Annotated in this window: 14 protein-coding genes; 10 read left to right on the forward strand and 4 right to left on the reverse strand. The window is 47.5% G+C overall.

What is annotated here, in order from left to right; translation table 11 throughout:
• Nucleotides 1–91: 91 nt before the first annotated feature.
• Both EJN92_RS09485 and EJN92_RS09490 read right to left on the reverse strand, forming a co-directional pair.
• Entirely contained in the window at nucleotides 92–1,147 is a 1,056-nt protein-coding gene (locus tag EJN92_RS09485; RefSeq protein WP_126127594.1) for a GGDEF domain-containing protein, read from the reverse strand.
• Nucleotides 1,148–1,491: 344 nt separating this feature from the next.
• Nucleotides 1,492–2,109, reverse strand: a complete 618-nt coding sequence (locus tag EJN92_RS09490) for an OmpW/AlkL family protein (protein ID WP_126127595.1) — start codon at nucleotides 2,107–2,109, stop codon at nucleotides 1,492–1,494.
• Between the two features lie 172 nt (nucleotides 2,110–2,281).
• Here EJN92_RS09490 and ettA point away from each other — a divergent pair, with 172 nt between their 5' ends.
• The 10 genes from ettA to EJN92_RS09540 all read left to right on the forward strand — a co-directional run bounded on the left by ettA (nucleotide 2,282) and on the right by EJN92_RS09540 (nucleotide 15,593).
• Nucleotides 2,282–3,949, forward strand: coding sequence for an energy-dependent translational throttle protein EttA (gene ettA, locus EJN92_RS09495; protein ID WP_126127596.1), 1,668 nt, complete (start codon nucleotides 2,282–2,284; stop codon nucleotides 3,947–3,949).
• A 38-nt stretch (nucleotides 3,950–3,987) separates the two neighbouring features.
• A complete protein-coding gene (locus EJN92_RS09500; protein WP_126127597.1) occupies nucleotides 3,988–4,404 on the forward strand; it encodes a flagellar basal body-associated FliL family protein in 417 nt (138 codons plus the stop codon).
• 240 nt (nucleotides 4,405–4,644) lie between these two features.
• The gene (locus tag EJN92_RS09505) at nucleotides 4,645–5,247 is read left to right on the forward strand and encodes an IMPACT family protein (protein WP_126127598.1); all 603 of its coding nucleotides are present in this window, start codon (nucleotides 4,645–4,647) and stop codon (nucleotides 5,245–5,247) included.
• 244 nt (nucleotides 5,248–5,491) lie between these two features.
• Nucleotides 5,492–7,042, forward strand: a complete 1,551-nt coding sequence (xrtA, locus tag EJN92_RS09510) for an exosortase A (protein ID WP_126127599.1) — start codon at nucleotides 5,492–5,494, stop codon at nucleotides 7,040–7,042.
• Nucleotides 7,039–8,202 carry a TIGR03088 family PEP-CTERM/XrtA system glycosyltransferase gene (locus tag EJN92_RS09515; protein WP_126127600.1) on the forward strand — a complete coding sequence of 388 codons (1,164 nt, stop codon included), beginning with the start codon at nucleotides 7,039–7,041 and terminating at the stop codon, nucleotides 8,200–8,202. The genes xrtA and EJN92_RS09515 overlap by 4 nt, the downstream gene beginning before the upstream one ends.
• Nucleotides 8,203–8,217: 15 nt before the next feature.
• A complete protein-coding gene (locus EJN92_RS09520) occupies nucleotides 8,218–10,143 on the forward strand; it encodes an XrtA/PEP-CTERM system amidotransferase (RefSeq protein WP_126127601.1) in 1,926 nt (641 codons plus the stop codon).
• Nucleotides 10,144–10,167: 24 nt separating this feature from the next.
• Nucleotides 10,168–11,409, forward strand: coding sequence for a TIGR04063 family PEP-CTERM/XrtA system glycosyltransferase (locus EJN92_RS09525; protein ID WP_126127602.1), 1,242 nt, complete (start codon nucleotides 10,168–10,170; stop codon nucleotides 11,407–11,409).
• Nucleotides 11,406–12,581, forward strand: a complete 1,176-nt coding sequence (locus EJN92_RS09530) for a glycosyltransferase family 4 protein (RefSeq protein ID WP_126127603.1) — start codon at nucleotides 11,406–11,408, stop codon at nucleotides 12,579–12,581. The genes EJN92_RS09525 and EJN92_RS09530 overlap by 4 nt, the downstream gene beginning before the upstream one ends.
• Nucleotides 12,565–13,941: a phenylacetate--CoA ligase family protein gene (locus EJN92_RS09535; protein ID WP_227869779.1), complete on the forward strand. Its 1,377-nt coding sequence runs from the start codon at nucleotides 12,565–12,567 to the stop codon at nucleotides 13,939–13,941. The genes EJN92_RS09530 and EJN92_RS09535 overlap by 17 nt, the downstream gene beginning before the upstream one ends.
• 320 nt (nucleotides 13,942–14,261) lie before the next feature.
• Nucleotides 14,262–15,593, forward strand: a complete 1,332-nt coding sequence (locus EJN92_RS09540) for a putative O-glycosylation ligase, exosortase A system-associated (RefSeq protein ID WP_126127604.1) — start codon at nucleotides 14,262–14,264, stop codon at nucleotides 15,591–15,593.
• A gap of 32 nt (nucleotides 15,594–15,625) precedes the next feature.
• Here EJN92_RS09540 and EJN92_RS09545 read toward each other — a convergent pair whose 3' ends face one another.
• Nucleotides 15,626–16,198: a GNAT family N-acetyltransferase gene (locus tag EJN92_RS09545; RefSeq protein ID WP_157984339.1), complete on the reverse strand. Its 573-nt coding sequence runs from the start codon at nucleotides 16,196–16,198 to the stop codon at nucleotides 15,626–15,628.
• Nucleotides 16,199–16,311: 113 nt separating this feature from the next.
• Nucleotides 16,312–17,274: a GNAT family N-acetyltransferase gene (locus tag EJN92_RS09550; RefSeq protein ID WP_227869780.1), complete on the reverse strand. Its 963-nt coding sequence runs from the start codon at nucleotides 17,272–17,274 to the stop codon at nucleotides 16,312–16,314.

Raw genomic sequence — 17,274 nt, forward strand, 5'->3', positions numbered from 1 at the left:
GCGGGAACAATTTTGCCTAAGTCTTAAGTTAAATAAAAAAAGGCTCCAGAAAGGAGCCTTTTTTTATTTCAGCGAGCTGCCTGCGTTCCGGCTAGAAAAATTCCACGTCATCGTTGGAATGCTCTATCTTTAGATCTCCATTCGCTACCAAATCATCGTAAAAATAGGTTTTATTTCTACCATTACTCTTAGCGAAATAAAGCGCCTGATCGGCTCGGCCTATGATGCCGACTGCAGGCTCATAGGGATTGATCTGAACAAAGCCGATACTGACCGTGACTGTGCCCACTTGCGGAAAATTATATTGTGCGACATTTTCACGAAAACGCTCGAAGATTTGTTTGGCATCCTCCAGCGAGGTGGAGCGCAACAAAATAACAAATTCTTCGCCGCCAAAACGAAATAATTTATCGCTGGGACGGAACGAGGAACGCAGTAGATTGGCGATCAAAATCAGGACTTCATCGCCGTAGACATGACCAAACTGATCATTCACGCGTTTAAAATGATCGATGTCTAACACGGCTAACCAATGTTGTTTCTCCCGCACATCATGACGACGATCTGGATCCATGCGTCTATCTTCGGTCGATGCCCCGGCCTCAGCTCCAGCCGCGCTGCGCAAAATCTTTGAAAAATTATCGTCAAAAGTCTTACGGTTCAGTAAGCCAGTTAAAGAATCGCGTTCACTATAATCGAGTAAATTTTGGAAGTTACGATACACAATCAAAATACCATTCATGACTTCTTTGGTATTTTGGTTATACGTGGCCGGATTGGTAATTTCTAGACAAGTATGGACTTTGTCATGCATCCAGATCGGCAACCAAACTGTGCGTATGCCATTTGCATCGAGGGTCTCGATGACATTTTGATGCTCGGCTATGCCTTTTTGTAAGTCAGGGAAATGTGAAATCAGCTCACCGTTATGATTGACTGCAGCGCCCTCGTCAGCAACGATCAATTTATCATCTTCAAACGAAATTCTTGGTTTAACGAAAATGTGTTGGCCAGAAACCAGAATATCTAAGACGCGCGCCTGTGCCGCCTGGGTCAACTCGCGCAAGGCGGAAATGACGGAAATATTCAGGAGCTCGTGATCCCTATGCCCGGTAATCTCCACCAGATGTTTAATAATTGTGTCCATACTCACTATCTAAGAGGTGCCTGTCTGCGTCTGGGGGAGCGTATTTTGCTTACGCAGTCTCAAGAAATTATCTATTCCAATCATAGGGCGAAGACGAGCTGTCGATTCTTTGCCTGAACCGCGCAACCGAATAGTCATTTTATACCCAGGTTGTTGAAGAGTAACCCCAAATTTTAACGTCTGCTCAAATAATTTGCATTGCAACTCTACTCACATTTTTATATTAACAAGAAAATACTTACAAATTGCGGCAAATAGTTTGGTTTTTTTAAACCAAATAAGTCCGACGACGCAAAAAAAACCGGCTGTAGCCGGTTTTTTTTGCTTCATAAGGCGATGCAAGCTTAGAAACGATAGCCGACGCCGACGCCGAACAACCATGGATCAATTTGTACCGCGCTCACTTTTGCGCCGTTGATGCTGACGTCACTGCGAATCTGAACTTTTTTGATGTCCAGATTTAAAGACCAATTTTTGTCCAGTTTGTAATCGATACCCGCTTGCACTACCAAACCAAAGCTGTTTTTATCCAGACCGCCCTTGCCACCCAATAACTCCACATTAGAAATACTTGTGTAGTTTAAGCCGGCACCAAGGTAAGGACTAAATTGCGCTTCAGGCATAAAATGATATTTAGCTGTCAAGCTTGGTGGCAAATGCTTAAAAGTTCCGATTTTTACGCCATCCAGTTTGACATCATGTTCTTGTGGGTAAGTTAGGATTAATTCTGCTGACAAATTAGGGCTGAAATAGTAAGAAATATCCACTTCTGGAATCGTCTTGTCGCTGACCGTGATGCGATCCGATGCCGTATTCGTATCACCTTTTATTGGATCTGATCCATTTGCAGTGCTGATGTTAACAACGCGGGCGCGTACTTGCCATGGGCTTTGTTGCGCTGCAGCTTGATTTGCTGCCAGGCAGATAGCTGCCAAAGAGAGTGCTAATGCTATTTTTTTCATTTTTTATTCCTTAGATTTAATGGTGCAGTGCCAGTGTAGTGCTGCGACGCAGCATGCCATTTGAGCTAGATCAAGATTGGTGCGTAGCACAAAATTGCAGCTTAACTCCCATAACAGTGCTGGCTTGATGTATCCTTCTTACCATCATCTTTACTCATAAAATACGACCAAAATGGCTCAATACGTTTACACCATGAATCGCGTCGGCAAAATCGTGCCGCCTAAACGTCAGATACTGAAAGACATCTCCCTTTCCTTTTTTCCGGGTGCCAAAATTGGCGTGCTTGGCTTGAACGGATCAGGTAAATCTTCGCTACTAAAAATTATGGCCGGCCTGGATAAAGATATTCAGGGCGAAGCGGTGCCCATGCCGAATTTAAATATCGGCTATCTGCCACAAGAGCCGCAGCTCGATCCTGAGCAAACCGTACGTCAGGCCGTTGAATCGGCTTTGGGCGAAGTGTTTGAAGCCCAGGCCAAACTGGAAGAAGTGTATGCAGCCTATGCCGAAGAGGGCGCGGATTTTGACGCACTGGCGAACGAACAGGCTAGATTAGAAGCGATTATCTCGACTTCATCCGGCGATAACGTGCAACTACAATTGGAAATGGCAGCAGATGCTCTGCGCTTGCCACCCTGGGACGCCAAAATCGGCGTACTTTCTGGCGGTGAAAAGCGTCGCGTCGCACTGTGCAAACTTTTACTGTCCAAGCCAGACATGCTCTTGCTCGATGAGCCTACCAACCATCTGGATGCTGAATCGGTAGATTGGCTAGAGCAATTTTTACTGCGCTTCCCTGGCACTGTGGTGGCGATTACCCATGATCGCTATTTCTTGGATAACGCGGCCGAGTGGATACTTGAACTTGATCGCGGTGCGGGTATCCCTTGGAAGGGTAATTACAGCTCGTGGCTGGATCAAAAACAGACACGCTTGAAACAGGAAGAGTCGACAGAGTCGGCACGCCAAAAAGCACTGCAAAAAGAATTGGAATGGTCGCGTCAAAATCCTAAGGCGCGTCAAGCCAAGAGCAAGGCGCGTCTGGCCCGCTTCAACGAGATGAGCGAGCACGAATACCAGAAGCGTAACGAGACCCAGGAAATTTTTATTCCGGTTGCAGAACGCTTGGGGAATGAAGTTATAGAATTTAAAAATGTCAGCAAAGCCTTTGGCGATAGGCTGTTGATAGACAATCTTAGTTTCAAAATTCCACCAGGCGCCATCGTCGGTATTATTGGCCCGAACGGAGCTGGTAAATCGACCTTGTTCAAAATGATTAAAGGTCTAGAGCAACCAGATAGCGGCGAAGTACTGCTAGGCCAAACTGCAAAAATATCTCTGGTTGACCAGTCACGTGAAGATTTGACGAATACTAAGACGGTATTTGATGATGTGGCTAACGGCGCGGATATTCTGACGGTAGGTCGCTTTGAAATGCCTTCGCGTGCTTACTTGGGACGTTTTAATTTTAAAGGTGGAGATCAGCAAAAAATTGTGGGTAACTTATCGGGTGGTGAGCGCGGTCGTTTGCATTTGGCGAAAACCTTGCTGCAAGGCGGTAACGTTCTGCTCCTCGATGAACCTTCCAATGATCTCGATATTGAAACCTTGCGCGCTCTGGAAGATGCCTTGCTGGAATTTGCCGGCAGCGTGATGGTGATCTCACATGATCGCTGGTTCCTAGATAGGATCGCGACCCATATCCTAGCTTTCGAAGGCAATTCGCAAGTCTCCTTCTTCGACGGTAATTATCAGGAATATGAAGCGGATAAGAAGAAACGTTTGGGTGAAGAAGGTGCAAAACCTAAGCGGATACGCTACAAGCCTTTGTCTGTGTAGAGTAAAAAGCTGGTTCACTTAATTGATAGGGGATACACATGCGCGACTCTAAAATTTCGGCAATTATTTTTGGCGCTCTGCTTACAGTTGCGATGTTGTCCCCGGTCGATGTGATGGCAAATTCTGGCGGAGGTAGTGCTAGCGCCGGGGCCGGAAATTCAGCAAAACTGGAACCCTTTATCGTCAATTTATCTAGTTTTGAGAAATATCTGCAGGTCTCATTGACGTTGCAAGTGGCGACGCCAGAAATGGCTGAAAAAGTTAAGCTACTCATGCCCATGATACGGCATGGCATGATACTGATACTTAGCAGCAAAGAAGCCAGTCAGCTTCAGTCGGGCGAGGGAAAAATAGAAGTCATGGATGAAATAAAAGAAAAAGTGAATAAGCTTTTGCAGGTAAAGGAGCACGATGGTGTTTCCGATATTTTCTTTGAAAATTTCATTATTCAATAAATTGTTAGGGTGTTTTTGTAGGTGAATCCGAAATGCTGTTTCGCCTCCGATTTCTCTTTTTCTGGCATCGCTGCTGTGCCTTGGATGCCAGTTCTTCCTTGCCGGTGTAAGGTCTTTATCTAGCTCTAGCTTTGAATACGGCTCGATGCTGAACCAATCACACAGCTGGTTTAGTCCATACTCCTTACACTTAAGCATTTAGATTTCCCATGCTTTGTTGTGAGTTTTTTTGAAATCAATATGTTTCAACTTAGCTCAGCTGTTTATTCCGAAATCGAAATAAAGAAAAGCCGATTTTTAGGTCAACTCTACCCTGTGCGCAGCCGTGCAGAATCTCGTGAAAAATTAGCCGAAATACGAAACCAGCATCCGAATGCCGTGCATGTGTGCTGGGTTTTGTTGTGCGAAGGCGATTCTGGTTTGGATGATGATGGTGAACCATCCGGGACCGCCGCCAAACCCATGTACAACGTACTGGTGCACAAACAATTGTTCAACGTGCTTGCGGTGGTGGTGCGCTACTGGGGCGGTATAAAACTTGGTGCCGGTGGTTTAACGCGTGCCTATGGTCAGGCTATATCTGATGCCTGCAAACTAGCGCAACTGCATCCTATAGAAATACAAATAGAAGTTCTATTTTCTGTGCAATTTGCCGATGAATCGAGTTTGCGGCGTTACTGCGAACAAGTGGACGTGTTGGTGCTAGACACTTGTTACGAGGATCGTGCAATTGTGCGTCTGCTGATAAAGCGCAGCCAGGCAGAACAATTCGAACGTGAAGTTTTTGATTTACTACGCGGCAATCTACATAAGTTAAAGCAAGTGAGTGGCGAAATTTCGTGACTCTCAATTACTTCCAATGACTTTCAGTGAGGCTTGAGGTGGGAATGATAGCGGAGCTGAAAGAAATATTCATGCCAACAGGAAACTAATTTGTGGCGGTAAAAGTGCTAGCCCTTAGTTCTGCATAGATCGAAGCTATATTACGACGAAATTGAGACAAAAAGGCAGTTAAAGCACCCGCTAAGGCGTTGACGTCTCGCCAGACCCTGGCTGTATAATGCTAAAATATTAATGCGATAAATGCATGAAATTTTACAAAAAAGGGTTTGCCTTGACTCAGACAAAATCAACTTTTTATTTGAAGGGCATGCTTATTGCCTTCACTTTACTGGCCCCTTTTTTTGTCTACTTCAGTACCGCCAAATCTATCGTTGGAATCTGGAACACATCCGAAACCTTTGCGCATGGCTATATCATCTTGCCTATCAGTTTGTGGCTGATATGGCGTAGACGAGATCTTATCTTAGGCATGCGAGCGCAAACCTGTTGGGCGCTGTTGCCAGTCTTAGCATCCTGCGGATTTGCCTGGTTGCTGGCTGAGTTGGGGGATGTGCAAGTCGCCCGGCAATATATGTTTGTTTTGATGCTCGCCTTAAGTGCCATTGTGGTGCTGGGCTGGCGTATCGCGTGGGCGATGGCTTTCCCACTCTTTTTTCTGATTTTTGCTGTGCCTTTCGGTGAAATATTTCTAGAACCGCTGATTAATTTTACGGCGAATTTCACCGTTGCTGCTTTGCAGTTTACTGGGATACCGGTACTACGCGAAGGCAATAGTTTTACCATCCCCTCAGGTAGTTGGTCGGTGGTCGAGGCTTGTAGTGGCTTGCGATATTTAATTTCTTCACTGACTCTTGGTTCGCTGTATGCCTACCTGACTTATCGCACTACCCATAAGCGCGTACTGTTCATCTTGTTTTCGATTATCGTGCCGATTATTGCAAATGGCTTGCGTGCCTATATGATCGTGATGATAGGCCACTTTAGCGGCATGACCTTAGCGGTTGGGGTCGATCATCTGATTTATGGGTGGTTGTTTTTTGGCCTGGTGATGTTTTTTATGTTTTGGATAGGTAGTTTTTGGCGCGAGGATGCCGCCGCGACCGCAGCGCTTACGACAGATCCAGCAATTTCAGAAACTCTGCCTTGGTCGCAAGTGCTTTTGGCGGCCTTGAGCGTACTTATTTGCATAGGTTTGTGGCCAGCGTATGCGGCCTATATCAATCGGGCCCAGCAAGATTTTCCTGCGGTGCAAATCGAACAATTTCAAAGCGATTGGAAAGAAATAGCGCCCTTTAGCAATTGGAAACCAGATTTCTTCCCTGCGCATACCGAACTTGATCGTGCCTATCAAAATCAGGCTCAAATTGTAGGTATGCATCTAGGCTATTACCGAGAGCAGGCTCGTTCAGCCGGCTTGATTAGTTCGGTCAATCAATTGGTCAAGCATCATGAAAATGAATGGCGCGAAGTAAGCTCCGAGCTACGCACCGAACGTATAGGGACGCGCACGCTGCAAGTGCGGGAAAGCCGCCTGAGAGGGAATTTTGATACTCTATTAGTCTGGCAATGGTATTGGATAGACGGTCATGCCATCGTTAATTTATACGAAGGAAAAATGCTGCAGGCAAAAGAGAAATTGCTGATGCGAGGCGATGATGGTGCCGCACTGTTTTTTTATACGCCATTTCAAGAAAATCCAGAAATAGCCAGGGAAACTTTACGTGATTTCCTCAAAACCAATCTGGCAAACCTGGAATTAAAATTAAGCCAAAGCCAGAAATTTGATTCAAAATGAAGACCACTCCTTTGGTCGTCCATTTGATCTATAAATTGGATTTTGGCGGGCTTGAAACTTTGTTGGTCGATAGTGTCAATCGCATGCCTGTGGACAAATATAGACATGCGATTATTTGTTTGACCGATTACACAGAATTTTCAAAAAAAATCACACGTCCTGACGTAAAAATTTTCGCCTTAAATAAACCCCCGGGCCTAGGTTTGGAAACGCATCTGAATATCTGGAAACTGCTACGGCGACTGCGCCCCAGCATATTGCATACCTATAATTTGTCGGCCATAGAATACGCGCTAGCAGCTAGTCTGGCTGGCGTGCCCGTCCGTGTGCATGCCGAGCATGGACGGGACGCCACAGATCCAGAGGGAAAAAATTGGAAGCACAATTTATTGCGACGCAGCTTGATACCATTGATCGATTATTTCGTCCCAGTTTCTGCTGATTTGCAGCGCTGGTTGAGTCAGGCGATACGGGTGCCCGCCGCAAAAAATAAGTTGATACAAAATGGCGTTGATACAAAGAAATTTAGGCCCGCGACTACCAATGTTGGGGCGCTGCATGGCCGACATTTTCCTGAAAATTGTTTTGTCATCGGTACTGTCGGCCGAATACAGGATGTTAAAAACCATAGAGCTCTGATCGATGCGTTTATCCAATTGCGTGCCTTGCTGCCGCAACACAAAGAGACGCTGAGATTGGCGATTATTGGCGATGGCCCTTTGTTGCCAGCGCTGCGTGCTTGCGTTGCCGATGCTGGTTTGAACGAGTATGTCTGGCTGCCCGGTGCCCGCGATGACATTGCGCAAATCATGCAGACATTTTCGCTGTTCGCGATGAGCTCAATAGCAGAAGGCACACCTGTGGTTTTATTGGAGGCGATGGCAACAGGTTTGGCCGTGGTGGCGAGCAAGGTTGGCGGGATTCCTGAGCTAGTGATAGCTGGTGCGACCGGTAGCTTGGTCGACGCCTATGCGATGCAGACTTTCGATGCGCGTGCTTTTGCAATGGCCATTTCCGCTTACGTGCAAGCACCAGAACTATTGTTGCAACATGGCACAGCGGGGCGTACACGGGTAGAAAAAATCTATAGTATTGAGGCGATGCTGGCATCCTATATGGAAATGTATGATGCTCTGCTCGCCGCAAAAACACGACATTAAGGGGATGATTGCATCATGTGTGGAATCGTAGGCATGTTTGATCTGAGTGGCGCACGCGAGATTGATCGTCAATTGCTTGAGCGCATGAATGAAACCCAGTTTCATCGCGGCCCAGTCGAGGGCGGTTTATACACAGAGCGTGCGCTAGGATTTGGTCACAGGCGACTCTCCATCATCGATCTGGCTTCAGGTCAGCAACCTTTGTTTAATGAAGATCGCAGTGTCGTCGTTGTCTTTAATGGCGAAATCTATAATTTCCAAAGTCTGATGCAAGAGTTAATTGCTCTCGGTCATCAATTTAGTACGCATTGTGATACTGAAGTAATCGTGCACGCCTGGGAGCAATGGGGCGAACAATGTGTGCAGCACTTCCGTGGCATGTTTGCTTTTGCTATTTGGGATAGAAATCAGCAGCGCCTATTCGTGGCGCGTGATCGCATGGGAATTAAGCCACTTTTTTATACACTGCTGCCAAATGGGATTTTTGCCTTCGGATCAGAATTAAAATCTCTCTTGTGCTTGCCTGATTTTTCGCATCAACTTGATCCGCGTGCAGTGGAAGAGTATTTTTCTTTTGGCTATGTACCCGAGCCGCGCACCATCTTTAGTAATGCATACAAACTGGCGCCAGGGCATACGCTGAGTCTGACCGTGGGCGAAATTCAGCTACAACAAAAAAAATATTGGGATATCCCTTTTACCCCGACCACATCCGCCAGCGAAGCTGAGATTGAGGATGAACTGGTGGCGCGCTTCAGGGATGCTGTGGCTAGTCACATGATCGCGGATGTACCGCTGGGAGGGTTTCTTTCTGGTGGTGTTGATTCTAGCGCCGTCGTGGCGATGATGGCGGGCTTAAGCGCTACGCCAGTAAATACCTGTTCTATCTCCTTTAACGATCCGAAGTTTGACGAATCTGTATTTGCCACCCAAGTGGCGAATCAATATAAAACCACGCACCACAGCGAAACTGTGGATAAAGACGACTATGGCTTGATCGATACTTTGGCCGGGTTGTATGACGAACCGTATGCCGATAGTTCGGCCATTCCCACTTATCGGGTTTGTCAGTTGGCTAGAAAACGCGTCACAGTGGCACTCTCGGGCGATGGCGGTGATGAGAATTTCGCTGGTTACCGTCGTTATCATCATTCTGTCGTGACAGAAAAAGTGCGCTCTGCCTTGCCTTCAGCCTTGCGGCGTCCGCTATTTGGCTTGCTCGCTAAACATTATCCCAAGGCCGATTGGGCACCGCGTGTTTTCAGGGCCAAAACCACTTTCGAAGCCTTGGCCAATGATTTGGCACCCGGCTATTTCCAGGGTGTCTCGCTGATGCCGGATCGGCTACGATCACATCTGTTCAGCGATAATTTTAAGCGCGATTTGCAGGGTTACCATGCCAGCGAAGTGATGCTGGCACATGCCCGCAATGCGCCTAGCGACGATCCTTTATCGGTGGTGCAATACCTAGACATGAAGACCTATCTACCTGGTGATATCCTGACAAAAGTGGACAGAGCCAGTATGGCGCACGCGTTAGAAGTGCGGGTGCCATTATTGGACCATCAATTTGTCGAGTGGGTCTCAGGCTTGCCTTCGGCGCTGAAATTGCACGGCAGCGAGGGAAAGTACATTTTTAAAAAATCTATGCAAAGCTATTTGTCTGATGATATTTTGTATAGACCAAAAATGGGATTTTCTATTCCCGTCGCGAGCTGGCTCCGAGGTCCGCTGCGTGAACGTGTTAGTCAGGCCGTGTTGGGGCCGGTGATGGCGGCAACCGGGATATTTAATATGGATTTTCTGAAAGAGCTGGTCGATCAGCATCAATCCGGTAGACGTGACAATAGTGCGCCTTTATGGTCCTTGTTGATGTTCGAGGCTTTCCTGCGCAATCTGGATGGCAATGCCAGCCAAGTTATACGCCAAGCGGCGCATTAGCCTTAACCTTTTTTGTCAAAACCTATGCGTATTTTGCACATCCTAGATCACTCGATTCCTTTGCACAGCGGCTATACCTTTCGCACTTTGTCTATCCTCAAGCAACAACGTGCATTGGGTTGGGAGACCTTTCATCTCACCAGCCCAAAACAGGGCGCCTACAGTGTGGCAGAAGAAACGGTGGACGGTGAGTGGCGATTTTTCCGCACACCACAAAAGCATTGGATGAATCGCATTCCGGTACTGAATCAACTGGCGGTGATTGCTAATCTAACCCAGCGCTTGGAGCAACTGGCTGTGCAGATCAAGCCCGATCTCTTGCATGCGCATTCACCGGCACTCAATGCCATCGCGGCTTTGCGCGTGGGTAAGCGCTTAGGGATACCGGTGGTGTATGAAATCCGTGCCTTTTGGGAAGATGCCGCGGTCGATCACGGCACCAGTTCAGAATGGGGCTTACGCTATCGCCTGACAAGAGCGATGGAAACCTATGCCATCAAGCACGTCGATGCGGTCACCACGATTTGCGAAGGTTTACGTCATGAAATTGTACAAAGAGGAATCGCCGCAGAAAAAGTAAGTGTGATACCGAATGCGGTGAATATCGAAGATTTTAGCGTAGGTGAAAGTGCCGACGCTGCGCTGGCCCAGCAACTGGGTTTGGACGGCAAACTGGTGTTGGGATTTATCGGGTCTTTTTACGCCTATGAAGGCTTGAATATTTTATTGCAAGCGCTGCCCAAGATGTTAGAGGCAAATCCGGCGATACATCTGCTGCTGGTCGGTGGCGGCCCACAAGAACAACAATTGCAGCAGTTGGCAAAGCAATTGGGTGTCTCGAACAAGGTCATGTTCACCGGTAGAGTGCCGCATGATCAGGTGCAGCGCTATTACAACCTGATCGATGTCTTGGTGTATCCGCGTTTGCGGATGCGCTTGACGGATCTGGTGACGCCTCTAAAACCCTTAGAAGCGATGGCACAAGGCCGCTTGTTGGCGGCGTCTGACGTCGGTGGCCATCAAGAGTTGATCGTTGATGGCAAAACCGGTATCTTATTTAAAGCCGATGATCCCGAAGACTTGGCCAGCAAGGTCTTGGCATTGCTGGCGACCCCGGCGCAATGGCCAGCTTTGCGTAAGGCGGCCCGCACCTTTGTTGAAAATGAGCGTAACTGGCCAAGCAGTGTGGCGCGCTATCAAGCCGTGTATAGCCAGCTAATTGCCAAGTTCAAAGGCCAAGCAAGCCGCCAGAAAATTGCATCATGACGCTAGCCACCACACCTGATGCAAACAGAGTATCTTCCCAGTCTTTACGCATCGCTTTGGTGGGGCCTTTGCCGCCCTCCTCTGGCGGCATGGCAAATCAAACTCTGCAGCTGGCCAAATTACTCCGTGCCGATGGTCTTGAGGTTGAGTTGGTGCAAGTCAATCGCGCTTACCCATCCTGGGTCGCACATGTTAAAGGCGTGCGCGCCCTATTTCGCCTATTGCCTTACTTACGGCAACTCTGGAGTGCCAGTGGCAAGGCTGATTTGCTGCATATCATGGCAAATTCTGGCTGGTCCTGGCATTTATTCGCCGCGCCTGCGATTTGGATCGCGCATCTGCGTGGCACACCTGTGATAGTGAATTACCGAGGCGGCGAAGCGGCGAGTTTTTTTCAGAAAGATTTCTCGTGGGTAAAACCCAGTTTGCACAAAGTAGAATCGATCATAGTACCTTCTGGCTTCCTTGACGCCATTTTCAAAGAATACGGCTTTACAACGAAAATCGTTCCGAACATCATTGATTTCAGTCGTTTTTTTGCCTCAGAGTTGCCGCGCAATCCGCTTTGGACCGAAGCGCCACGCTTGTTAGTCGCGCGTAATCTGGAATTAATTTACGATAACGCAACCGCCCTGCGAGCGTTTAAGATCATCCATGAGCGCCTGCCTCAGGCGCGTCTGACGATCGCTGGCTCTGGTCCGGAACTAGCAAATCTGCTGGCCTTGAGTCAGCAATTACACTTATCTGATGCGGTAACATTTGCCGGGCGTATCGACAATCATGATATGCCGCAACTGTATCGGGATGCTGACATGATGTTGAACCCGACCACGGCCGACAATATGCCCATCTCTATTTTAGAAGCGCTGGCCAGCGGCATCCCTGTGGTGAGCACCGATGTGGGTGGAATCCCGTATCTGGTGCAGCATGAAAAAACCGCTTTGCTGGTCGCACCTGGCGCGCCGCAGGCGATGGCAGAGGCGGTGTTGTCGCTGCTCAACAAGCCTGAAAAAGCGCAAGAATTACGCCAAGCTGGCGTAGAATTAGTCACGCAATATACTTGGTCTAAGGTACGACTAAGGCTATTGGCGGTGTACGCAGAAGTGGCGACTTTTAAATCATTAGCGAAGGCTAAGCATTTGCGGGAGAGTCAGATTGAACACACAGACTAGCTCTCATAAGGAGTTGTATACCGCCTTGGTTGCGGGAGTAATTTTTCCTTTGCAAGAGCGCTTGAAGCAACATAATACCGTCGCGCTACGCAAGCAGATGGAGCAAAGCCAATGGTGGACGCGCGATCAATTACGCGATTTGCAATTGTCGCGACTCAAGCAATTACTTACGCACGCGCAACAGCATGTGCCTTACTACAGAGATTTATTTGCCCAGCTTGGGCTACAAGCCGAACAAGTCTCTTCGCTGCAAGACTTAAGTCGCTTCCCTTTCTTAATTAAAGCCGAGATCCGCGCCCATACCGAGGCGCTAAAATCTGAAAAAGCGCGGCATCTGGCGCGCTTCAATACCGGCGGATCGAGTGGTGAGCCTTTGATCTTTTTTATCGGCAAAGAACGGGTCAGCCATGATGTTGCTGCCAAATGGCGCGCCACCCGCTGGTGGGATGTGGATATCGGCGATAGAGAAATCGTGGTGTGGGGTTCACCGATAGAATTGGGCACGCAAGATAGCGTGCGCGGCCTGCGTGACAAAGTATTTCGTACCAAATTATTGCCAGCGTTTGAAATGTCTGAGCAAAAACTAGATGACTTTTTGGCGCAGATACGCCAGTTGCGCCCCAAAATGTTGTTCGGCTACCCTTCCGCCTTATCGCATTTTGCAAGGCATGCGGCCAAGCGTGGCCTGGTCATGAATGATTTGGGGATACAAGTGGCCTTCGTCACCTCTGAGCGTTTATATGATGAACAGCGTGAGCAAATTGCGAGCACTTTTGGCTGCGCGGTCGCCAACGGTTATGGCGGACGCGATGCCGGCTTTATCGCGCATCAGTGCCCGCATGGCAGCATGCACATTACGGCAGAAGATATTATCGTCGAGATCGTCGATACCCATGGTTTGCCGGTGCCGGTAGGCGAATCGGGCGAAATTGTCGTGACGCATTTGGCCACCAGTGAATTCCCTTTTATTCGTTATCGTACCGGTGACATCGGCGTGCTCTCGGACGCAGCCTGTAGCTGCGGCCGCGGCTTGCCAGTGCTGCAAGAGATACAGGGCCGTAGCACCGATTTCTTGGTGGCGCACAATGGCACGGTGATGCACGGCCTCGCCTTGATCTATATTTTGCGCGATTTACCGCAAGTACGCGCCTTCAAAATCATACAAGAAAGTCTGGACTTGACGCGGGTTTTGGTGGTGCTAGAAGAGCCGCTTAGTGCAGAATTAAGTAGCCAAATTATTCTAGGTTTCCGCGCCAGACTCGGTGCAGCAGTCGAGATACAAGTAGAGCAGGTGAATGAAATACCGGCAGAAAAATCTGGAAAATTTCGCTACGTCATTAGCAAAGTTGCGGCCTATTAAACTGGTGTGGCGGCGCTACTGCCGATTCGTCAAATTTATAGATACTGGGAGCTAGTATATTTTTACGCCGCTGTGTTTATATAGGCAAGTGGCATAAATATTAAAAAAAATAGGGGAGTATATGAAATTGCTGCTCCTATTAGGCATCTAAAGCAGCTGTTAATAAATATAAAAATAACGGTATTGGAATCGGAGAAAAGATGGAAAGCGCACTTTGGGCAATAAATTTAGTGGTCTTGGTGTTTGTCTGTTTTTGGGCGATACGCCAGGACAAGATTGAGCTTGAGGCTGAAACTATGCGTGAAAACGAAAAGTAGATCATGCGCGATATTTTTTTACTGTCCATCTTACCGATCTTGATTTTTGCCATGTTTCAACGGGCCTTTATCGGGCTAGGCCTATGGATATGGACCGCGATGTTTTTCCCGAATGGCTGGGTGTACGGCATCGCTGGCGACGTCCGATATAACTTATTGTTTGCCGGTCTGACCATTGTTGTTTATCTGATGTCCAAGAAAAAATCTCAACTGCAATTGGGTAATATTGGTGGCTTGGTGCTGCTGTTTTTAGGGTGGACTCTGATTACGACTATCTTCGCCATAGGCATCCCCGAGCTGGCCTGGGATATTTGGTCCAGGCTGGCCAAAGTGATAGCCCTGTTTATTTGTATCTTACTCATCATCGATAAAAAACTGCATATTGATTTTTTTCTCTGGTGCCTGATTTTTTCCGTGGGTTTCTATGCCTCGGTTGAGGGTTTGAAATACGTCAATAGTGGTGGCGTGCATAATATTCGAGGAATGTACGGGCATATCTTGGCCGATAGAAACGAGTTAGCTGTGGCATTTGCGATGCTCTTGCCTATCTGTTTCTATTTGTTGGGTGAGTTCGGGAAAAAATCCTGGATACTAAAATTCGGCCTGATTGCCCTTATTACCCTGGTCATCACCTCTATCATCGGGACCAATTCGCGCGGTGGTTTACTGGCCTTGGTTGCGGTAGGTGGCTATCTGTTCATCAAGAGTAAAAGAAAAATTTGGTTTGCCATCTTGGTACTGTGTATCGGCGGCGCCATGGTTGGATTGATCCCCGATCAATGGTTTAATCGTATGGATACTATCAGTACCGCGGATCAGGATAACTCCTTCTTGGGGCGTATGGTGGCTTGGAAATTATCCTTTATTCTGGCTTCACAAAATGTATTTGGCGGCGGCTTTAAGGCTTTGGAATATTTCCCTGTGTGGTCATCCTTATCCCAGGATTTTTATAAATTTCCATTTTTCTATACGGGGACCGCAGTCCCGGATACCTTCGGCGCACATGCTGCGCACAGCAGTTATTTCCAGGTTCTTGGCGACCATGGTTTCATCGGTTTATTTATCTTCATCAGCTTCATAGGCCTGTCATTTTTCAAAGCCGGCAGCATCGCAAAACGAGCACGTGCCTTGAATGGCCCTGACTGGCTCATCAGTTTGGCGACGATGTTAAGACTCTCGCTGTTCGCCTACGCCGTGGGGGGCGCGGCTCTGAGTTTCGCCTATTTCGACATGACCTACGCCATCATGGCCTTGGTGCTGGTGTTGGAACAAAAGTTTCTGGTGCCGCTGGCTGCAAGCCGAGAACTAGAAGCGCGTGTGGCATCAAGCGCTTAGCGGTTGTGGGGACTTAGGACAAACTGGCGCAATCACCGTATCAATAATTTCGAATTAATTCGAATTTTAAACGACTCGGCACGGCGCAGTGGATTGATCTCTATCACTAGCGCAATCCGCTTCCAACCGGCGCGTTCGAAAGCTTTTATTGAAGGTAAATTGGAATGCCATATGCGCGCATAAATTCGCTCAAATTTTTGCGCTAGCAGATCTTGACAAGAAATTTCAATTAAACGACTTGCGATACCGCGCCCGCGCATTTCGGCTAGCGAGATAATCTGTACCAACTTAGCCTCTCGCTCTAATAGCGGCCAAAAATTTCGCTCGCGGTAGCGCTCGCCGAACCAATAAAAACATAAGCCGACTATACGCGGCCCTTCTAAACAGGCATAGGCAAATGTGCCTGAGCCCAAGTAGCCCGCTTGCTGCAGAATCAAGGGGTCTTCGCTCTTGAGTATCATTGCGGCATCGACCGTCTGCACTGTAAAAGCGTGAGGTACTTTAGCAGGCGCTAGGGGGCTATCTTTGGCGCTGCGCGTATAAATGTAATATAAAGCGTATTCGCCCAATAATATTTTTGCCAGCGCCTTAAGTAACTGCTTCATCGTATTCATCCCAAGCATATTAAGGAGAAATGGTCGTTTTTATACCTGCAAGAAGAGTCAATCGCGCCAGCCATGGGTGCTGCTCACACTAGGGCAGTGCATGCGGCGGCAGCTCAAAAACCAAAACGTAAAATTTTCTTTATTTTTGTTTTCAATCCGAAGCGATTTAAAAAATCCCCTAAGCCTTTGGACAAACTATCCATACAGAAATGGCTGTAAATTAATATCCAGTTCTTTATATTTGCACGTAAAAAAAGCACATTCGCGCATGATAATTCGTGGGTGGAGAAAAAGCGCTTATGCTCTGACTGGCCCTCGGTGAAATCAAAAATCTTAAAGCGAGTCTCAGCAAACATATCTTGTAATGCCAGCCATTGAAGCACCGTCCCCACAGAAAGCTTCAAATAGTCGGGGTCATAGCCTAGGTAGGCGTAAATCAGGGCATCATCTACGATGGGGCAATACAGATAAGAGACGGGGACAGTGTCGTTAAATAAAATATACCCCCTCACTTGCTGATCCGCCGCCAGGGCCGTCATTTCTTTTACAAATCGCGGGCTATCTGGGATGCCGGCATCGAGTAATTTTTCTTGGTAAGTTTTCTCTGAAACCTGTCTGGCCAAGCGATGAAAGACCAGCATTTCCTCAGCGCTTTTGTAGACCCGCCAGGAATTTTTTTTCTCGCAATATTCTTCGAATTTATTTAGTTTGCGATTCATCGTCGAACGTGATTTCGAAGAGAATTTTTGTTTGTATTCGTCAAATGAAAGCTGCATGTCGATATAGCAGTGCTGGTATTGTTTTTGGACGTAACAATAAAAATTGTTTTTCTTCGTAATAGTTGGGAACAGTTTTTTTACGGGAAGGGAGCGAATCGCATAGCCCTGACTATCTGAGCGGCAGGTCTCGGAAGGCGGAATTAAATCCTCAACTGCCGCCAGATGCTCAGTCAGTGAAATATCTCTAATCTGTAGCGCTAAGTTCACCTTAAAAAGGCTAATATCGCTTAGTTGAAATTTAAATGTTACTTGACGATATTCCCAAAAATTCCGGGTCTCTTCTTTGATGGTATTCAC

The sequence above is a fragment of the Undibacterium parvum genome (genome assembly GCF_003955735.1).
Classification (GTDB): Bacteria; Pseudomonadota; Gammaproteobacteria; order Burkholderiales; family Burkholderiaceae_D; genus Undibacterium; species Undibacterium parvum.

Coding starts and splice junctions, on each gene's coding strand:
- ettA (WP_126127596.1), top strand. CDS start 2,282: ATGGCTCAATACGTTTACACCATGAATCGCGTCGGCAAAATCGTGCCG.
- EJN92_RS09525 (WP_126127602.1), top strand. CDS start 10,168: ATGCGTATTTTGCACATCCTAGATCACTCGATTCCTTTGCACAGCGGC.
- EJN92_RS09500 (WP_126127597.1), top strand. CDS start 3,988: ATGCGCGACTCTAAAATTTCGGCAATTATTTTTGGCGCTCTGCTTACA.
- EJN92_RS09505 (WP_126127598.1), top strand. CDS start 4,645: ATGTTTCAACTTAGCTCAGCTGTTTATTCCGAAATCGAAATAAAGAAA.
- EJN92_RS09545 (WP_157984339.1), bottom strand. CDS start 16,198: ATGAAGCAGTTACTTAAGGCGCTGGCAAAAATATTATTGGGCGAATAC.
- EJN92_RS09530 (WP_126127603.1), top strand. CDS start 11,406: ATGACGCTAGCCACCACACCTGATGCAAACAGAGTATCTTCCCAGTCT.
- xrtA (WP_126127599.1), top strand. CDS start 5,492: ATGAAATTTTACAAAAAAGGGTTTGCCTTGACTCAGACAAAATCAACT.
- EJN92_RS09515 (WP_126127600.1), top strand. CDS start 7,039: ATGAAGACCACTCCTTTGGTCGTCCATTTGATCTATAAATTGGATTTT.
- EJN92_RS09540 (WP_126127604.1), top strand. CDS start 14,262: ATGCGCGATATTTTTTTACTGTCCATCTTACCGATCTTGATTTTTGCC.
- EJN92_RS09485 (WP_126127594.1), bottom strand. CDS start 1,147: ATGGACACAATTATTAAACATCTGGTGGAGATTACCGGGCATAGGGAT.
- EJN92_RS09490 (WP_126127595.1), bottom strand. CDS start 2,109: ATGAAAAAAATAGCATTAGCACTCTCTTTGGCAGCTATCTGCCTGGCA.
- EJN92_RS09520 (WP_126127601.1), top strand. CDS start 8,218: ATGTGTGGAATCGTAGGCATGTTTGATCTGAGTGGCGCACGCGAGATT.